The organism is Flavimaricola marinus, assembly GCF_900184895.1.
Lineage (GTDB): Bacteria > Pseudomonadota > Alphaproteobacteria > Rhodobacterales > Rhodobacteraceae > Flavimaricola > Flavimaricola marinus.
In genome coordinates this window covers 604,077-619,156 of record NZ_FXZK01000001.1, presented here as the reverse complement: position 1 = coordinate 619,156, position 15,080 = coordinate 604,077, and the positions used below count along the sequence as shown (strand labels likewise).

The 15,080-nt window shown below is 66.7% G+C and carries 17 protein-coding genes; 13 read left to right on the top strand and 4 right to left on the bottom strand.

The features are described from left to right. Positions 1–69 precede the first annotated feature (69 nt). The 6 genes from LOM8899_RS03075 (at position 70) to LOM8899_RS03050 (ending at position 5,821) form a co-directional block, all read left to right on the top strand. On the top strand, positions 70–699 hold the full coding sequence (locus tag LOM8899_RS03075) for a precorrin-8X methylmutase (RefSeq protein ID WP_093991385.1): 630 nt from the start codon (positions 70–72) through the stop codon (positions 697–699). Further along, positions 696–1,901 (top strand): precorrin-6y C5,15-methyltransferase (decarboxylating) subunit CbiE, encoded by a 1,206-nt coding sequence (gene cbiE / locus LOM8899_RS03070; protein ID WP_093990670.1) that lies wholly within the window; start codon positions 696–698, stop codon positions 1,899–1,901. The genes LOM8899_RS03075 and cbiE overlap by 4 nt, the downstream gene beginning before the upstream one ends. Before the next feature lie 52 nt (positions 1,902–1,953). Next, positions 1,954–2,655 carry a precorrin-2 C(20)-methyltransferase gene (gene cobI / locus LOM8899_RS03065; RefSeq protein ID WP_093990669.1) on the top strand — a complete coding sequence of 234 codons (702 nt, stop codon included), beginning with the start codon at positions 1,954–1,956 and terminating at the stop codon, positions 2,653–2,655. Next, positions 2,646–4,583, top strand: a complete 1,938-nt coding sequence (gene cobJ / locus LOM8899_RS03060; RefSeq protein WP_093990668.1) for a precorrin-3B C(17)-methyltransferase — start codon at positions 2,646–2,648, stop codon at positions 4,581–4,583. Before cobI ends, cobJ begins: the two co-directional genes overlap by 10 nt. Beyond that, on the top strand, positions 4,583–5,356 hold the full coding sequence (cobM, locus tag LOM8899_RS03055; RefSeq protein ID WP_093990667.1) for a precorrin-4 C(11)-methyltransferase: 774 nt from the start codon (positions 4,583–4,585) through the stop codon (positions 5,354–5,356). Before cobJ ends, cobM begins: the two co-directional genes overlap by 1 nt. A 114-nt stretch (positions 5,357–5,470) precedes the next feature. Then, entirely contained in the window at positions 5,471–5,821 is a 351-nt protein-coding gene (locus tag LOM8899_RS03050) for a hypothetical protein (protein WP_093990666.1), read from the top strand. Positions 5,822–5,826: 5 nt separating this feature from the next. Here the strand turns inward: LOM8899_RS03050 and LOM8899_RS03045 are convergent, their stop codons facing one another. Next, entirely contained in the window at positions 5,827–6,996 is a 1,170-nt protein-coding gene (locus tag LOM8899_RS03045) for a MalY/PatB family protein (protein WP_093990665.1), read from the bottom strand. A gap of 100 nt (positions 6,997–7,096) precedes the next feature. On the opposite strand from LOM8899_RS03045, the gene def (LOM8899_RS03040) reads away from it, so the two are divergent. The 4 genes from def (LOM8899_RS03040) (at position 7,097) to fmt (ending at position 9,564) form a co-directional block, all read left to right on the top strand. After that, positions 7,097–7,624, top strand: coding sequence for a peptide deformylase (gene def, locus LOM8899_RS03040; protein WP_093990664.1), 528 nt, complete (start codon positions 7,097–7,099; stop codon positions 7,622–7,624). Beyond that, positions 7,621–8,115, top strand: coding sequence for a peptide deformylase (gene def, locus LOM8899_RS03035; protein WP_093990663.1), 495 nt, complete (start codon positions 7,621–7,623; stop codon positions 8,113–8,115). Before def (LOM8899_RS03040) ends, def (LOM8899_RS03035) begins: the two co-directional genes overlap by 4 nt. Next, entirely contained in the window at positions 8,112–8,606 is a 495-nt protein-coding gene (gene def / locus LOM8899_RS03030) for a peptide deformylase (protein WP_093990662.1), read from the top strand. The genes def (LOM8899_RS03035) and def (LOM8899_RS03030) overlap by 4 nt, the downstream gene beginning before the upstream one ends. Before the next feature lie 61 nt (positions 8,607–8,667). Next, positions 8,668–9,564, top strand: coding sequence for a methionyl-tRNA formyltransferase (fmt, locus tag LOM8899_RS03025; RefSeq protein WP_093990661.1), 897 nt, complete (start codon positions 8,668–8,670; stop codon positions 9,562–9,564). 24 nt (positions 9,565–9,588) lie between these two features. Here the strand turns inward: fmt and LOM8899_RS03020 are convergent, their stop codons facing one another. Further along, the gene (locus tag LOM8899_RS03020) at positions 9,589–10,362 is read right to left on the bottom strand and encodes a sulfite exporter TauE/SafE family protein (RefSeq protein ID WP_093990660.1); all 774 of its coding nucleotides are present in this window, start codon (positions 10,360–10,362) and stop codon (positions 9,589–9,591) included. 142 nt (positions 10,363–10,504) lie between these two features. Between LOM8899_RS03020 and LOM8899_RS03015 the strand changes: the two genes are divergently transcribed. Both LOM8899_RS03015 and LOM8899_RS03010 read left to right on the top strand, forming a co-directional pair. After that, on the top strand, positions 10,505–12,184 hold the full coding sequence (locus tag LOM8899_RS03015; protein WP_093990659.1) for an acyl-CoA dehydrogenase family protein: 1,680 nt from the start codon (positions 10,505–10,507) through the stop codon (positions 12,182–12,184). A 4-nt stretch (positions 12,185–12,188) separates the two neighbouring features. Beyond that, positions 12,189–12,569: an META domain-containing protein gene (locus LOM8899_RS03010; protein WP_093990658.1), complete on the top strand. Its 381-nt coding sequence runs from the start codon at positions 12,189–12,191 to the stop codon at positions 12,567–12,569. A gap of 14 nt (positions 12,570–12,583) precedes the next feature. Here LOM8899_RS03010 and LOM8899_RS03005 read toward each other — a convergent pair whose 3' ends face one another. Continuing rightward, positions 12,584–13,177: a hypothetical protein gene (locus LOM8899_RS03005; protein WP_093990657.1), complete on the bottom strand. Its 594-nt coding sequence runs from the start codon at positions 13,175–13,177 to the stop codon at positions 12,584–12,586. Positions 13,178–13,331: 154 nt separating this feature from the next. Between LOM8899_RS03005 and LOM8899_RS03000 the strand changes: the two genes are divergently transcribed. Beyond that, positions 13,332–14,354 (top strand): SDR family oxidoreductase, encoded by a 1,023-nt coding sequence (locus LOM8899_RS03000; RefSeq protein WP_093990656.1) that lies wholly within the window; start codon positions 13,332–13,334, stop codon positions 14,352–14,354. Here the strand turns inward: LOM8899_RS03000 and recO are convergent. Continuing rightward, positions 14,351–15,073 carry a DNA repair protein RecO gene (recO, locus tag LOM8899_RS02995; RefSeq protein WP_211096156.1) on the bottom strand — a complete coding sequence of 241 codons (723 nt, stop codon included), beginning with the start codon at positions 15,071–15,073 and terminating at the stop codon, positions 14,351–14,353. The genes LOM8899_RS03000 and recO overlap by 4 nt on opposite strands. Positions 15,074–15,080: the final 7 nt, after the last annotated feature.

Genomic DNA, 15,080 nt, shown 5'->3' with positions numbered 1-15,080 from the left:
CCTTCTTTGGGTCTGAAATATCCCCGCCGGAGGCTCCCTCGTCTGCCGGCCCTCGCAAAGGCCGATCTTGTGCGCCCCTACGAAAAAGACCCCACCGCGATCTACGCGCAGAGCTTTGCCACGGTGCGCAAAGAGGCCCGGATCGAGCGGTTTGCCCCGGATATGCAGCCGATCATCACCCGGCTGATCCACGCCTGCGGCATGGTCGAGATCGCGGACCGCCTCGCCTATTCCGCCGATGTGGTGGCCTCTGGCCGGGCCGCGCTCGATGCGGGGGCGCCGATCCTGTGCGATTGCGAGATGGTCGCCGCGGGCGTGATCCGCCGGGCGCTTCCAGCCGACAACAGGGTCGTCGTGACCCTGAACGACCCGACCGTTCCCGACCATGCGCAGGCCATCGGCAACACCCGTTCCGCCGCCGCCGTGGACCTCTGGGCCGATCATATCGAAGGCGCGGTCGTGGCCATCGGCAATGCCCCCACCGCCCTGTTTCGCCTGATGGAGCATCTCGACGCGGGCTGGCCGAAACCTGCCGCGATCCTTGCGTTCCCGGTCGGCTTCGTCGGCGCTGCCGAGAGCAAGGCCGAGCTCGCCGCCAACCCCCGCGCCACCCCGTTCATCGCCCTGCGCGGCCGTAAAGGCGGCTCGGCCATGGCCTCGGCGGCGGTGAACGCCCTCAGCATCGGAGCCACCGCATGACCACGGACCCTTGGCTGCATATCGTCGGTATCGGAGAGGACGGCCTTGACGGCCTTGTCCCCGCGACCCGCGCCATCGTCGAGGCGGCTGAGGTGATCCTTGGCGGCGACCGTCACCACCAGCTCGCCGCAAACCCGGATGCCGAGCGCATGGCATGGCCCTCGCCCTTCGATGCGATGATCGAGACGATCCGCGGTCTCCGTGGCCGTCGCGCCGTGGTGCTCGTCACCGGCGATCCCTTGTGGTTCTCGGTCGGCGCTCGCATCGGCCGGGCGATCCCGCCGTCCGAGATCGTCTATCACCCGCAGCTGAGCGCGTTCCAGCTTGCCGCCGCCCGCATGGGCTGGTCCTTGGCCGATGTCGAGACGCTGACGGTCCATGGCCGCCCCGTCGAGCAGATGATCGCCTTTATCCAGCCCGACGCCCGCCTGCTCATCCTGACCACAGGCGCCGAGACCCCGGCCCAGATCGCCAAGTTCCTGACCGAGCGCGGCTTTGGCGCCTCGCCGATGACCGTGCTGGCCGCGATGGGCGGCAAGGACGAGGCCCGGTTCGAAGGCGTGGCCGAAAGCTGGGATCACGTCGTCCCCGCCTTCAACACTCTGGCCGTCGAGTGCATCGCCGCCCCGGATGCGGCGCTGATCCCGCGCGTGCCGGGGCTGGAGGATGCCCTGTTCCAGTCGGACGGCACCATGACCAAGCGCGAGGTCCGCGCCGTCACCGTGGCCAAGCTGATGCCGATGCGCGGCGCTTTGCTCTGGGATATCGGCACCGGTTGCGGATCGGTCGCCATCGAGTGGATGCGCGCCGCCCGCTATGCCCGCGCCATCGGGATCGAGCCCCGCGCCGACCGCCGCGCCATGGCCGCCGCCAATGCCTTGGCCCTTGGCGCACCGCAGTTGCAGATCTTGGAGGGCGAGGCGCCTGCCGCATTGGACGGCCTGCCGCCGCCGGATGCGATTTTTGTCGGTGGCGGGCTGACCGAAGAGGTCTTTGACGCGGCGTTTGCCGCCCTGCGCCCCTTGGGCCGTATCGTCGCCAATGCGGTGACCCTGGAATCCGAGGCGGTGTTGATCGCGCTTCATGCCCGTCACGGCGGCGATCTGGTGAAGCTGTCGGTGCACCGCGCCGAACCTGTCGGTCGTCTGACCGGATGGCGCCCGCAGATGCCCGTGACCCAGTGGAGCCTGATCAAGCGATGAGAGCGCGTGGTGGATCGGCCCTCCGGGGGCCGTATTTGGGGCCAAAAGAAGCATGAGCGGCGTGCTTTATGGCGTGGGCCTTGGCCCCGGTGCGCCGGATTTGCTGACCTTGCGGGCGGCGCGGCTGGTCGAGGGCGCGCGCGTGATCGCCTATCCGACCTTGGCGGGCGGCGCGAGCTTTGCCAGATCGATCGTGGCCGATCTGATCCCTGACGGTGCCGAAGAGATCGTGATGGACGTGCCGATGACCGTCGAGCGTGCGCCGGCGCAGGCCGCCTATGATGCGGGGGCGGCCCGGATTTCGGAGTTTTTGGCGGGGGGCCGCGATGTGGTCTGCCTGTGTGAGGGCGACCCGTTCTTCTATGGCTCTTTCATGTATCTCTTTGCCCGGTTGTCGGGCGCGTTCGAGGTGCAGGTGGTGCCGGGGGTGACGTCGGTCACGGCCTGTGCGGCCCGCGCCGGCCTGCCCTTGGTGGCCCGCAACGAGCGCCTGACCGTTCTGCCCGGCCCGTTGCCGGAGCCGGAGTTGCGTGCCCGCATCGAGGGGGCCGAGGCGCTGGCCATCATGAAGGTGGGCCGACATTTGCCCAAGATCCGGGCGCTGATTGCGGATTTGGGTCTGCTGGACCGGGCCGTCTATGTGGAGCGCGTCAGCCTGCCCGACGAGGTGGTCTGCCCGCTGGCTGAGGCTCCTGAAAGGGCGCCGTATTTTTCAATGATCTTGCTGACGAAGGGGGCCGATCCATGGCTTTGAAACCAGTTGTCTTGGCGCTGTCCCGATCGGGAGAGGCGGTGGCCCATCGTGTGGCGGAGGCTTTGGGCTGTGCGGTGCATGGCCGAGAGGGCCGTGTGGACCGCGCCGATGCGTGGTTTGCCAATGCCTTGGACCATGCCCGCGATCTGTTTGCCGCGGGCGTCCCGGTGGTCGGCGTCTGTGCGAGTGGTATCCTGATCCGCGCCGTGGCGCCGTTGCTCGCCGACAAGACGGTGGAGCCGCCGGTGGTGTCGGTGTCGGACGACGGTGCGGTCGTCGTCCCGCTGCTGGGCGGCCATCGCGGGGCGAACCGCTTGGCCGCGCAGATTGCCGAGGCCTTGGGTGCCGTTTCGGCGGTGACGACGGCGGGCGACGTGGCCTTGGGCGTCGCGCTGGATGCGCCGCCTGCGGGCTGGCGATTGGTCAATCCCTGGGACGCCAAGGAGGCGATGGCGATCCTGCTCTCGGGTGCCGGCGCGACGGTGGACGGGCCGGATGCGGCGGCGGCGGAGTGGTTGGCGGGCCTGCCTGTGGGCGACGGCGTTCGCATCACCTGCTCGCCCGAGCCGGTGCAGGGATTGGGCCCGGCGCATTTGCAGTTTGCGCCGCAACGCTATGTCTTGGGCGTGGGCTGCGCGCGCAACTGCTCCGAGGAGGAGATGGCTGAACTGGTGGCCGGGGCCTTGGCCGAGGCGCGGATCATTCCGGAGGCGTTGTCGTCGGTGAACACCCTGACGCTCAAGGCCGACGAGCCGGCGATGATCGCATTGGCGGCGGCGTTCGCTGTGCCGTTTCGCCTGTTCGACGCGGCGGCGCTGGAGGCCGAGACGCAGAGGCTGGCCAACCCGTCGGACGTGGTCTTTGCCGAAGTGGGCACCCACGGCGTGTCCGAGGCCGCCGCCTTGGCGCAGGCGGGGCCCGATGCGGTGCTGTGCCTGCCGAAGCGCAAATCGGCGGAGGCGACCTGTGCCGTGGCTCGCGTCGATGCGCCGTTGGTGGGATTGCGCGGCCGCTCGCGTGGCCGCCTGTCGGTTGTCGGGATCGGGCCGGGGCAGGCGTCGTGGCGGACGCCGGAAGTGTCCTCTTTGGTCGCGCAGGCCGAGGAACTGGTGGGTTACGGATTGTATATTGATCTGCTCGGGCCTTTGGCCGTGGGCAAGCAGCGGTCGGATTTCCCGCTGGGCGGCGAGGAGGATCGCTGCCGCTATGCGCTGGAACGCGCGGGCGAGGGCCGTGACGTGGCACTGGTCTGCTCGGGCGATGCGGGCATCTATGCGATGGGCGCGCTGGTGTTCGAGCTGCTCGACCGGGCCGAGGATCAGGGCGGCGTGAGCGATGCGGCGCGGCGCGTCGAGGTGGTCTGCTCGCCCGGTGTGAGTGCCTTGCAAGGCGCTGCCGCAAGGGCGGGTGCGCCGTTGGGCCACGATTTCTGTGCGATCTCGCTGAGCGATTTGCTGACCCCGCGCGAGGATATTGTCCGCCGCCTGAAGGCCGCCGCGGAGGGCGATTTCGTGGTGGCGTTCTACAATCCGGTGTCGAAGCGCCGCCGGACTCTCTTGGCCGAGGCCCGCGATATCCTGTTGCAGCATCGTCCGGCGGATACGCCTGTCATGCTGGCCTCGTCGTTGGGTCGCCCCGAGGAGGAGGTCCGTTATCGTCGTCTGGCCGATTTGCAGGTGGATGAGGTGGATATGCTGACCGTGGTGTTGGTGGGATCGTCCCACAGCCGTCTTGCGCAACTGGGCGAGGGGCCGCGCATGTTCACGCCGCGTGGCTATGCCCGCAAGATCGACGGTGATCTGAGTGGGGATCGTGCAGGGGGCGCTGGCGGCACTGGTTTTGGGGGCTCTGGTTCTGGGGGCTCCGCCCCCGGGTCTGCGACCCTCCCCCGGGATATTTTGGACCCAAAGAAGATGGGAGCTGCGTGATGACCGTTTACTTTATCGGGGCCGGGCCGGGCGATCCGGAACTGCTGACCTTGAAGGCGGCGCGGTTGATCGCGGCTTGCCCTGTGTGTTTGTTTGCCGGGTCGTTGGTGCCGGAGGCCGTCGTGGCAGGGGCGCCGGAGGGGGCGATCGTCATGGACACGGCGCCGATGACGCTGGAGGAGACCCATGCGCAGATCGTGGCGGCGCACCGGCGCGGCGAGGATGTGGCGCGGGTGCATTCGGGGGATCCGTCGCTTTATGGCGCGATTGCCGAGCAGATCCGCCGTCTGAAGGCCGACGGGATCGATTATGAGATCGTGCCGGGCGTGCCGGCCTATGTGGCGGCCGCGGCCGCGCTGGGGCAGGAGTTGACCGTGCCGGAGGTGGCGCAGAGCCTTGTGCTGACCCGGATGAGCATGAAATCGACGGCGATGCCTGCCGGTGAGACGCTGGAGAACTTTGCCAAGAGCGGCACGACGCTGGCCATTCATCTGGGCATAAGGGCGCTGCGCGAGATCGAGCGCCAGTTGACGCCATATTACGGCCCGGATTGTCCGCTAGCGGTGGTGTATCGGGTCGGCTGGCCCGATCAGGTGATTCTGCGCGGCACGTTGAGCGACATTCACGCCAAGGTGCGTGCTGCAAAAATCACACGCACGGCACTTATTCTGGTTGGGCCCGCGATGTCGGATGCCCACGGCTTTCCGGATTCGGCGCTGTATGACGCGGCCAAACCCCATGTTCTGCGGCCGAAGGTGAAAGCGAAGGCCTGATTTCGCTGCGCTGCGGCTTGTCCGGGTGCCGCGCCGCGGCGGAAATGTTTACTTGATCTTAGCTGAGTTCGTTCCAATTTTACTCTCGACGCGCGAGTATTCGGGGGCTCAGACATGTCAGATTTTTTGCCGGAAGCGGTTCGTAAGGGACTAGAGGATGCACGGGTTGCGATGCTTCGCAAATCCGGGCGTCTGTGTGTGCACGACGGCGATCAGGTCTATCGCATCTCCAAGGTCTGGGACGGCGGTTTTGCCGTCGTGGCCAAGGACTCCCCCCGCCTGCGCGGATTGGTCGAGATCTATGACGGCCCCCGTCATCTGGCGCAGTGCCTGATCATGGCCAGTCAGGAGGAGAACGATCTGATGCTGTACGAGTACAAGCGCTCGACGGCCGTGTCGGACCGCCCGCCTCTGGATTTCGCCACGACAGAGGCCCGTCCGGCGGGCCTGCTGCCGTTGCTGTAACCCCGTTATTGCAAATCGGAAAACGCGTCCTGTAGCCGCCTGACCGCGTCCTCGATCACCGAGCGCGGTGCGCCGAGGTTGAACCGCAGGAAGCTTTCCCCGCCGGAGCCGAAGGTGTCGCCGTGATTGGCGGCGATCTTGGCGCGGCCTTCGACCCGCGCGATGAACTCCGCTTGCGTCATCCCGGTGCCGGCGAAATCGACCCATGCCAGATAGGTGGCCTCCAGATCCATCGAGTGCAGCCCGGGGATGGCGTTGACCCCGGCGTCAAAGACCTTGCGGTTGCCGTCGAGATAGCTGCGCAATTCGTCGACCCATGCCGCCCCCTCGGGCGAGTAGGCCGCCGTGACCATATGCACCCCGAAGGAATTGGGCGACATCCCCATCGCCATCATCCGCCGGGCGAAGGGCGCCCGCAGGTCGGCGTCGGGGATGATCACGTTGCCCACATGGGCGCCCGCGATGTTGAACGTCTTGGAGGCCGCCGTCATCATCACCAGCCGGTCGCTGATCCCGTCGATCAGCGCCATCGGGATGTGCACCTGCCCCGGCATCGTCAGGTCGCAGTGGATTTCGTCGGAGACCAGCGTGAGCTCATGCCGCTTGGCAAAGGCTGCAACCGCTTGCAGCTCTCCCTTGGTCCAGACCCGCCCGCCCGGATTGTGCGGCGAGCAGAGCACGACCATCCGCTCGTTGCCCGTCATCTGCGCGTCGTAGGCGTCGAAATCGAAGCTGTAGCGCCCGCCGTCGTTGACCAGCGGGCATTCGACGACCTCGCGTCCGGCCGCTTTGATCACCCGCGCGAAGGCGTGATAGACGGGCGTGAACAGCACCACCCCGTCGCCGGGATTGGTGTAGGTGTCGATGCACATCGCGGTGCCGTTGACCAACCCGTGGGTGTCGAAGATCTGGTCCGCCTCGACTTGCCAGCCGTGCCGTTCGGCCATCCACCAGCGGATCGCGTCGTGATAGCCGCCCTTGTTCCCGTAATAGCCGTAGGCCGCCTTGGTGTGCAGATCGAGCACCGCATCCTGCACCACCTTTGGCGGCCGGAAATCCATCACCGCCACCCACATCGCCAGCCCCTCATCGGGAGAGATGCCGTAGACGCTCTCCATGCTGTCCCATTTTGCGGAATGGGTGCCGCGCCAGTCGATCAGGGTATCAAAGCTCATGTGGTTCTCCGTTTTGACGCAAGCTAGCCGATGCGCGGCCGGGTTCAAGCGCGATTGCGCGGATGTTGCAAGCGGCGGCCTGTTCGCCTAAATCGGCGGTATGACACTGCGCCCCATCCTGTTGCACCCCGATCCGCGTTTGAAGACGCTCTGCAAGCCCGTCGACGATATGTCCGACGCCTTGCGCAGCCTGTCCAAGGACATGCTCGAGACGATGTACAAGGCCCCCGGCATCGGCCTTGCCGCGCCGCAGGTCGGCATCATGAGCCGATTGCTCGTCATGGATTGCGTCAAGGAGAACTCCGAAGCCCCGCGCCCGATGGTGATGGCGAATCCCCAGATCATCGCGTCCTCTGACGAACGATCGGTCTATGAGGAGGGCTGTTTGTCCTTGCCCGACCAGTATGCCGATGTGGAGCGCCCGGCCGAGGTCACGGTCCGCTGGATCGATCTCGACGGCAACGAGGCCGAGGAGACCTTTACCGGGTTGTGGGCCACTTGCGTGCAGCATGAGGTGGATCATCTGGACGGCAAGCTGTTCATCGACCATCTCAAGCCGCTGCGTCGTCAGATGATCACCCGCAAGATGGTCAAGTACAAGCGCGACAAGGCAAGGGACAGGGCGTGACCCTTCGCCCCGTCCGGCTCTGGCCCGATCCGGTGCTTTGTCAGGTCTGTCCCCCTGTCGCCGCCGTGGATGCCGAGGTCCGTGCCCTCGCCGCCGACATGCTCGAGACGATGTATGCCGCGCCCGGCCGTGGTCTGGCCGCCCCGCAGGTCGGCGTGTTGAGCCGCCTGTTCGTCATGGACATCACGTGGAAGGAGGCCGAGCCCGATCCGATGGTGTTCATCAATCCCGAGATTTTGGCGGCGTCCGAGGAGCAGGCCACCTTCGAGGAGGGCTGTCTGTCGATCCCCGATGTGCTGACCCCTGTCACCCGTCCGGCGCAGGTCCGCATGGCGTGGACCGATCTCGACGGCCACCGTCAGGAGCGTGCGTTCGAGGGCGTGGCCGCCGTCTGTGTGCAGCACGAGCTGGATCATCTGAACGGCATCGTCACCTTTGACCGCCTCGCCCCCGATGCCCGCGCCGCTGCCGAGGAGGCCTATGCCCGATGACCCGTCAAGTGATCCCTTGGCCCGACAAGCGCCTGCGCACCCCGGCCGCCGATGTGACTGAGATCACCGATGCTGTTCGCACGCTGTGGGACGAGATGGTCGCGGTGATGGAGGCGATGCCCGGTGTCGGCCTTGCAGCGACCCAGCTGGGCGAGATGCTTCGTCTGGCCGTTGTCGACGCTTCGGAGGCCCGCGGCAAGGTTGTCCGCATGGCCAACCCCGAGGTGCTGCATGCCAGCATCGAGCTTCGCCCCCACGAGGAGGCCAGCCCGAACCTGCCCGGCGTCTCGGCCGTCATCGAGCGCCCGAGGGCGGTGACGGTCCGGTATCTCAACGAACAGGGCGAGGTCGAGGACCGCGATTTCGTCGGGTTGTGGGCCACGAGCGTGCAGCACCAGATCGATCATCTCGCCGGTCGCATGTATTTCGACCACCTGAGCCGTGTGAAGCGCGAGATGCTGTTGAAACGCGCCCGCAAGATCGGCGGATGATCCGCCTCTGGTGGCGTTTCGCCGCCGTATTTGGGGCCAAAAGAAGCCAAAGGGGTCTGCGATGAAAGTGGTGTTCATGGGCACGCCGGCGTTTTCGGTGCCGGTGCTGGAGGCCTTGGTGGAGGCCGGTCACGAGGTGGTGTGCGTCTACTCGCAGCCCCCCCGTCCCGCCGGACGCGGCAAGAAGGACCGACCCTCGCCGGTGCAGGCCCGCGCCGAGGCGCTGGGATTGCAGGTTCGCCATCCCGTGTCGCTGAAGGGTGCCGAGGCGCAGGCGGAGTTTGCGGCTTTGGGTGCCGATGTGGCCGTGGTGGTGGCCTATGGTTTGATCCTGCCGCAGCCGGTGCTGGATGCGCCGAGGCTGGGTTGTCTGAACATTCATGCCAGCCTGTTGCCCCGCTGGCGCGGTGCCGCGCCGATCCATCGTGCGATCATGGCGGGCGATGTCGAGACCGGCGTCTGTATCATGCAGATGGAGGTGGGGCTGGATACCGGCCCTGTGCTGCTTCGTGAGGCGCTGGAGATCGGGGCGGAGGAGACGACGGGTGCTTTGCATGATCGTCTGTCGGGCCTCGGGGCGCGGCTGATCGTCGAGGCGCTGGCCCGGTTGCCGGAGCTGTCGCCGCAGGTGCAGCCCGAAGACGGCGTGACCTATGCCGCCAAGATCGACAAGGCCGAGGCCCGTGTGGATTGGGCGCAGCCTGCCGAGGTGGTGGATCGCCTGATCCGCGGCCTGTCGCCGTTTCCCGGCGCGTGGTGCATGGTCGGGGCCGAGCGGGTGAAGCTGCTGGGCGCCCGTCTGGCCGAGGGGCAGGGCGCACCGGGGCAGGTGCTGGAGGGCTTTACCGTGGCCTGCGCGTCGGGCGCGGTCGAGGTCACGCAGGTGCAGCGCGAGGGCAAGCGCCCGATGCCCGCCTCGGATGCCTTGCGCGGACTGGAGATGCCCGACCGTCTGTGAGGCGGCTTTGCCCCGTCGCCGGTCTCAGAGCAGCCCGCGCCGCACGAGATTGAGCCCGGCGATCAGCAGCACGAAGAGCGTCGCCCGCCGGAACGCCTTTTGGTCGATCCTGTCCTGCACCCGCTGCCCGATCATCATACCCAAGAGCCCCGGCACCAGCATCAGCACCGACAGCGGCGCGGTTTCCGCCCGCAGCACCCCCGATTGCAGATGCGCGCCCAAGAGCGCCAGTGCGCCGGTGGCGTAGATCACGCCTTGGGCCTGCACATGCGCCGCCTTGGGCATGTTGAGCGCCGTCAGATAGGCCACGGTCGGCGGCCCCCAGACCCCGGACACCCCGCCGATGAAGCCGGAGAACCCGCCCACCGCCGCCTCGATCCCGTTGGTCTTGGCGGGCAGTTTCGGCACCCAGCCCGACAGGTTCAGCAGCGCGAAGCCGGTCACGGGCACCCCGATCAACAGGTAGAGCGCCTCGGCGGGCAGCGTCCGCACCAGTTGTGCAGAGATCAGCAGCATCACCAGAAGGCAGCCCAGATAGAGCCGGAACCGTCGCACCACGGCGAGCGCCGCCGACCAGCCCTGCCGCAGCGCCTGCACGCCGTTGGTCACCACCGTGGGAATGATCAGCGCGGCCAGCGCCAGTTCCGGCGGCATTAACAGCGACAGCCCGGAAATCATGATCATCGGCATGGCGAATCCGGTCAGCCCCTTGATCGTTCCGGCCACGAGTGTGATCGCGCAAGCCGCGGCAAAGGTGCCTGCCCCAAGGGTGCCGATGATGCTAAACAGTGAGTCCATTCAGCGGATCTATCGCTCTGCCCGTGCGGCGGCGAGCAAATTCGGAGGCGAAAGAAATGCATAAATTATCACCTTTTCGCGAATTATTATTGCGCTGCAATTGCGAGGGCGTTAGTGCTGCGTCTGCAAAAAGGAGAATCCCATGCCGCATGATGGACAGACCATGACCGCTCAGCCGCTGTTGGCCGATTTGCTGGCACTGACCGCCGAGGCCCTGCCGCCCGTTCGGGCGGTGCTGGAGATTGCCCGCGAGAAAGTCCGCACGGCCGCCACGGTGGGCGACAGGGTGTCCGCCGCCGCGCTGGAGGCCGAGCAGACTGCGGCGCATGGTCTGGCGTGGCTGGCCACCTATGCCACGGCGCTGGAGCAGATGCAGGGCTGGGCCGAGCGCCTGACCGCCGAGGGCCGCTTTGGCGAGACCGAGGCGCTGATCCACCAGATCGCCTTTGGCGAATACCTTTGGCAGATCTATGGCGGCATCCCCATGTCGCAGGGCGAGATCCTGCGCCCGCAAGATATCGGCATGTCTCAGGAGGAGATGAACGTGCTGATGGCCCCGGCGGTCATGACCTTGACCCAACGGGGCAATACCCAGGCCGCCCGCAGCCGCCTTGTCCAGTTGATGCAGGAGCGTGACGCGGAGATCACCGTCGGCGCGGGTGGTCTGGACGACGAAATGGAGATGGTCCGCGAACAGTTCCGTCGCTTTGCCGTGGAAAAGGTCGAGCCATTTGCGCACGACTGGCACCTCAAGGACGAGTTGATCCCGATGGAGATCATCGAGGAATTGGCCGAGATGGGTGTCTTTGGCCTGACGATCCCCGAGGAGTACGGCGGATTTGGTCTGTCCAAGACGGCGATGGCCGTCGTCAGCGAGGAGCTGTCGCGCGGCTATATCGGCGTCGGCTCGCTCGGCACCCGTTCGGAGATCGCCGCCGAGTTGATCCTGTGCGGTGGCACCGAGGCGCAGAAACAGAAGTGGCTGCCCCGCCTCGCCAGTGGCGAGACCCTGCCCACGGCCGTGTTCACCGAGCCGAACACCGGCTCCGATCTGGGGTCGCTGCGCACACGTGCCGTCAAGGATGGCGCCGACTGGGCCGTCACCGGCAACAAGACGTGGATCACCCACGCCGCCCGCACTCATGTGATGACTCTGCTTGCCCGGACCGATCCCGAGACGACCAACTACAAGGGCCTGTCGATGTTTCTGGCCGAGAAGGAGCCGGGCACCGACGAGGCTCCGTTCCCGACCCCCGGCATGACCGGCGGCGAGATCGAGGTGCTCGGCTATCGCGGCATGAAGGAATACGAGCTGGCCTTCGACGGGTTCAAGGTCAAGGGCGAGAACCTGCTAGGTGGCGAGACCGGGCAGGGGTTCAAGCAGTTGATGCAGACCTTCGAGAGTGCGCGGATTCAGACCGCCGCCCGTGCGGTGGGGGTGGCCCAGAGCGCGCTTGATATTTCGATGCAATATGCCCGCGACCGCAAGCAATTCGGCAAGTCGTTGATCGAGTTCCCGCGCGTGTCCGGCAAGCTGGCGATGATGGCGGTCGAGATCATGGTTGCCCGGCAGCTCACCTATTTCAGCGCCCGCGAGAAGGACGCCGATCGTCGCTGTGATCTGGAGGCCGGCATGGCCAAGCTCTTGGGCGCCCGCGTGGCGTGGGCGGCTGCCGACAACGGGTTGCAGATCCACGGCGGCAACGGATTTGCGCTGGAATACAAGATCAGCCGGGTGCTGTGCGACGCCCGTATCCTCAACATCTTTGAGGGGGCCGCCGAGATTCAGGCGCAGGTGATCGCCCGCCGTCTGCTGGACTAGACGGATGCGCTGGGCGGTCCTGATCCTGGCTTTGGCGGGCTGCGAGGCGGTGTCCGAGCCTGTGGAGCCGCCGCCGGAGATCTGGCGTGTGCTGTCGATCGACGGAGTGCCGTTTGCCGCCCCGACCAGCTTTGGCATCTCTCCCTCGGACGGTGTCTACCTGGGGCAGGGGCCGTGCAACCGCTTTCAGGGCGGGGTGGTGACGGCGCCGTTTCCGGCGGTGATCCTGTCCCCCCCGGTGGCCACGCGCATGGCCTGCCCGGATTTGGCCGAGGAAGCCCGCCTGTTCGACGCGCTGGGCCGGGTGGAGCGGATGGGCGTCAGCATCGACGCGATGATCCTGTCGACGCTCGATGGCACCGAAATCGTGCTGGGCCGGATCTAGCGGATCGCTCGGACCTACTGGAGCCCGGGCAGCAGGATGCAGGGCCAGTCTTCCAGACCTTCGAGGTCGGTATTGCGGTAGCCCTCGCAATCGCGCAGGACCAGCGCGTCGGCTTCGGCCTGGCTGGCGTAGCCCCAAGCCGAGGAATAGGCCCCATCGGCGCTGATCGCCATGGCGCGATAGGTCGGCCGGGCCTGCACTTCGCGGTAATATTGGGCGATTTCGAGCGACACGGTGATGTCGCCCGGCCCCGGCTCCTTGTAGTCTGCGGGATGGATCTCGGCGATGATCCGGCACTGGGCATTCATGCTGAGGCATTGCGCCATGGCGATGTTGCGCGCCGTCTCGGGGGTGTTGGACGTGGTGGCATAGCCGTAGCCGCCGTCCTTGGAATAGGCGAAGGCCGAGAAGAACGAATTGGTGATGAATTCGTTGTCCCACGCCGCTTGCGCTGTGTCCGACAGCCGCGGCGCGGAGACCTGCACCAGCTCGGTCGCTTCGGGATAGATCACCACGTTCCGGGCCGGCAGCATGAAGTCCACTTCGACCACCGGGGCCGTTGCGCCGCCAAGACCGAGGGTGGTGAGGAGGGCGAGTGTCTTGATCATGCTTTGTCCTTTTCGAAACGTGTGTTGCCCGCAAGTCTGCCATCAATCGCGCCGTGGCGTAAAGCCCGCCGCCTGTGCATTGACAGCGCCCGGTTGCGGCCCAAGTAGTGACTGAACCGGGACGTTCAGTTCTGCTCTGAAGGGAAGACCATCCATGACCCAGACCATCCTGCTGACCGGGGCCAGTGGCTATATCGGCAAGCATATCGCGGCGCAGCTTCTGAACGCCGGATACGCGGTGCGCGGCAGTGTGCGCCGCCTCGACCGCGCCGACGAGGTTCGGGCGGCCGTGAGCCCGGTGCTGACCGACCCGGCGTCGCTGGAGCGGCTGAGCTTTGTCGCGCTAGACCTGACCCGCGACGATGGCTGGACGCAGGCGATGGAGGGTGTGGACGCGGTGTTGCACACCGCCTCGCCGTTCCCTCTGGCCCAGCCGAAGGACGAGGAGGAGCTGATCAGGCCCGCCGTCGACGGGGCGCTTCGTGCGCTGCGAGCGGCGCATGCGGCCGGTGTCCGCCGGGTGGTGCTGACCTCTTCCGTCGCGGCCGTGATGGGCGCAGGCGGCGCCGGCGACAGCCGCTTTGACGAGTCCGACTGGACCGATCCGACCGATCCCGACGTGGCGGCCTACAGCCGCTCCAAGACCCTGGCCGAGAAGGCCGCATGGGATTTCGTCGCCAACGAGGCCCCGGAGATCGCGTTGACCACGATCAACCCGTCCCTCGTGATCGGCCCGCCGCTCGACCGCCACTATGGCAGCTCGATCTCGGTGGTGGAGCGGATGCTGCGTGCCAAGGATCCGGCGCTGCCCAATATGGGCTTTCCCAGCGTCGATGTCCGTGACGTGGCAAAGCTGCATGTGGACGCGCTGTCCACCCCGGCCTCCGAGGGCAAGCGCGTGATCGCCTCCGAGCAGTTCATGTGGTTTGTCGAGATGGCCGAGACCCTGAAAGACGCCTATCCGGACCGCAAGATTGTGACCCGCAGGGCGCCGAATTTCATGATCCGCCTGATTGCCCTGTTCGATCCTGCGATCCGGTCGATCTTGCCGAGCCTCGGCAAGCGTCAGGATGTCTCGGGGGACCGTGCCCGCAACCTGTTCGGCATGACGTTCCTTGATAGTCGCCAGAGCCTGCGCGACACGGCGAGCTTTCTGATCCAGAACAAGCTGGTCTAGACCCGCCCGATCAGGTCGAGCAATCGCGCCCGGGCGGCCGGCATCGGCCTGTCGCCCGATCCCTTGATGAGCCGGTGTTCGATGAAATAGCCGGTGGTGCCGAGCGCCTCGCGGATTTCGCTGTCGTCCGCATCGCCCTGTCCGCGCAGGACCGGGGGCAACGGCAGCAGCTTGGCCGCCCATTCCCCCGCCCCGGCCGCGCTGACCGCCCGCCCGGATTTCGGCGAGACATAGACCAGCCCCTCGGTCGCCCCGGTCACCGCGCAGGCGCCGAGATCGAGCCCGAAGCCCATCTCGTCCAGCAGCGCCAGTTCCCATTGCAGGTAGGCCAGTGGCCAGACCTCTTTCTCCCCCAGAAGATCGAGCAATTGGATCGTCCGGCGATAGAGCGGCGGATGCGCGTCCCGTTCGGCCAGAGCTGCCGTCAGAAGCCCCGCCACCGCGTTCAGCCCCGCCAGCGACAGCCTGTCGCCCATCGCCTGCGCCCGGCTGCGCACCGGTTCGATGGTGAAATGCCCGAGGTGGTCGTCGAGCCGCGCCTTCCACGTGATGTCGACCTGCGCACCGGGTTGCAGCGTGGCCGCCATCTTGCGGCTTGCCCCGCCCCGCACGACCCCGGCGTGCCGTCCGTGTTCGGCGGTGAACACCTCGACGATCGCCGAGGTTTCGCCATGCTTGCGGGCGGCCAGCACCACCCCGTCTTCGCGCCATTCGATCATCCCCGGA

Excerpts from the sequence above, each read along its gene's own strand:
- cbiE (WP_093990670.1), top strand. The coding sequence starts at position 696 with ATGACCACGGACCCTTGGCTGCATATCGTCGGTATCGGAGAGGACGGC.
- cobI (WP_093990669.1), top strand. The coding sequence starts at position 1,954 with ATGAGCGGCGTGCTTTATGGCGTGGGCCTTGGCCCCGGTGCGCCGGAT.
- cobJ (WP_093990668.1), top strand. The coding sequence starts at position 2,646 with ATGGCTTTGAAACCAGTTGTCTTGGCGCTGTCCCGATCGGGAGAGGCG.
- cobM (WP_093990667.1), top strand. The coding sequence starts at position 4,583 with ATGACCGTTTACTTTATCGGGGCCGGGCCGGGCGATCCGGAACTGCTG.
- LOM8899_RS03050 (WP_093990666.1), top strand. The coding sequence starts at position 5,471 with ATGTCAGATTTTTTGCCGGAAGCGGTTCGTAAGGGACTAGAGGATGCA.
- LOM8899_RS03045 (WP_093990665.1), bottom strand. The coding sequence starts at position 6,996 with ATGAGCTTTGATACCCTGATCGACTGGCGCGGCACCCATTCCGCAAAA.
- def (WP_093990664.1), top strand. The coding sequence starts at position 7,097 with ATGACACTGCGCCCCATCCTGTTGCACCCCGATCCGCGTTTGAAGACG.
- def (WP_093990662.1), top strand. The coding sequence starts at position 8,112 with ATGACCCGTCAAGTGATCCCTTGGCCCGACAAGCGCCTGCGCACCCCG.
- fmt (WP_093990661.1), top strand. The coding sequence starts at position 8,668 with ATGAAAGTGGTGTTCATGGGCACGCCGGCGTTTTCGGTGCCGGTGCTG.
- LOM8899_RS03020 (WP_093990660.1), bottom strand. The coding sequence starts at position 10,362 with ATGGACTCACTGTTTAGCATCATCGGCACCCTTGGGGCAGGCACCTTT.
- LOM8899_RS03015 (WP_093990659.1), top strand. The coding sequence starts at position 10,505 with ATGCCGCATGATGGACAGACCATGACCGCTCAGCCGCTGTTGGCCGAT.
- LOM8899_RS03010 (WP_093990658.1), top strand. The coding sequence starts at position 12,189 with ATGCGCTGGGCGGTCCTGATCCTGGCTTTGGCGGGCTGCGAGGCGGTG.
- LOM8899_RS03005 (WP_093990657.1), bottom strand. The coding sequence starts at position 13,177 with ATGATCAAGACACTCGCCCTCCTCACCACCCTCGGTCTTGGCGGCGCA.
- LOM8899_RS03000 (WP_093990656.1), top strand. The coding sequence starts at position 13,332 with ATGACCCAGACCATCCTGCTGACCGGGGCCAGTGGCTATATCGGCAAG.
- recO (WP_211096156.1), bottom strand. The coding sequence starts at position 15,073 with ATGATCGAATGGCGCGAAGACGGGGTGGTGCTGGCCGCCCGCAAGCAT.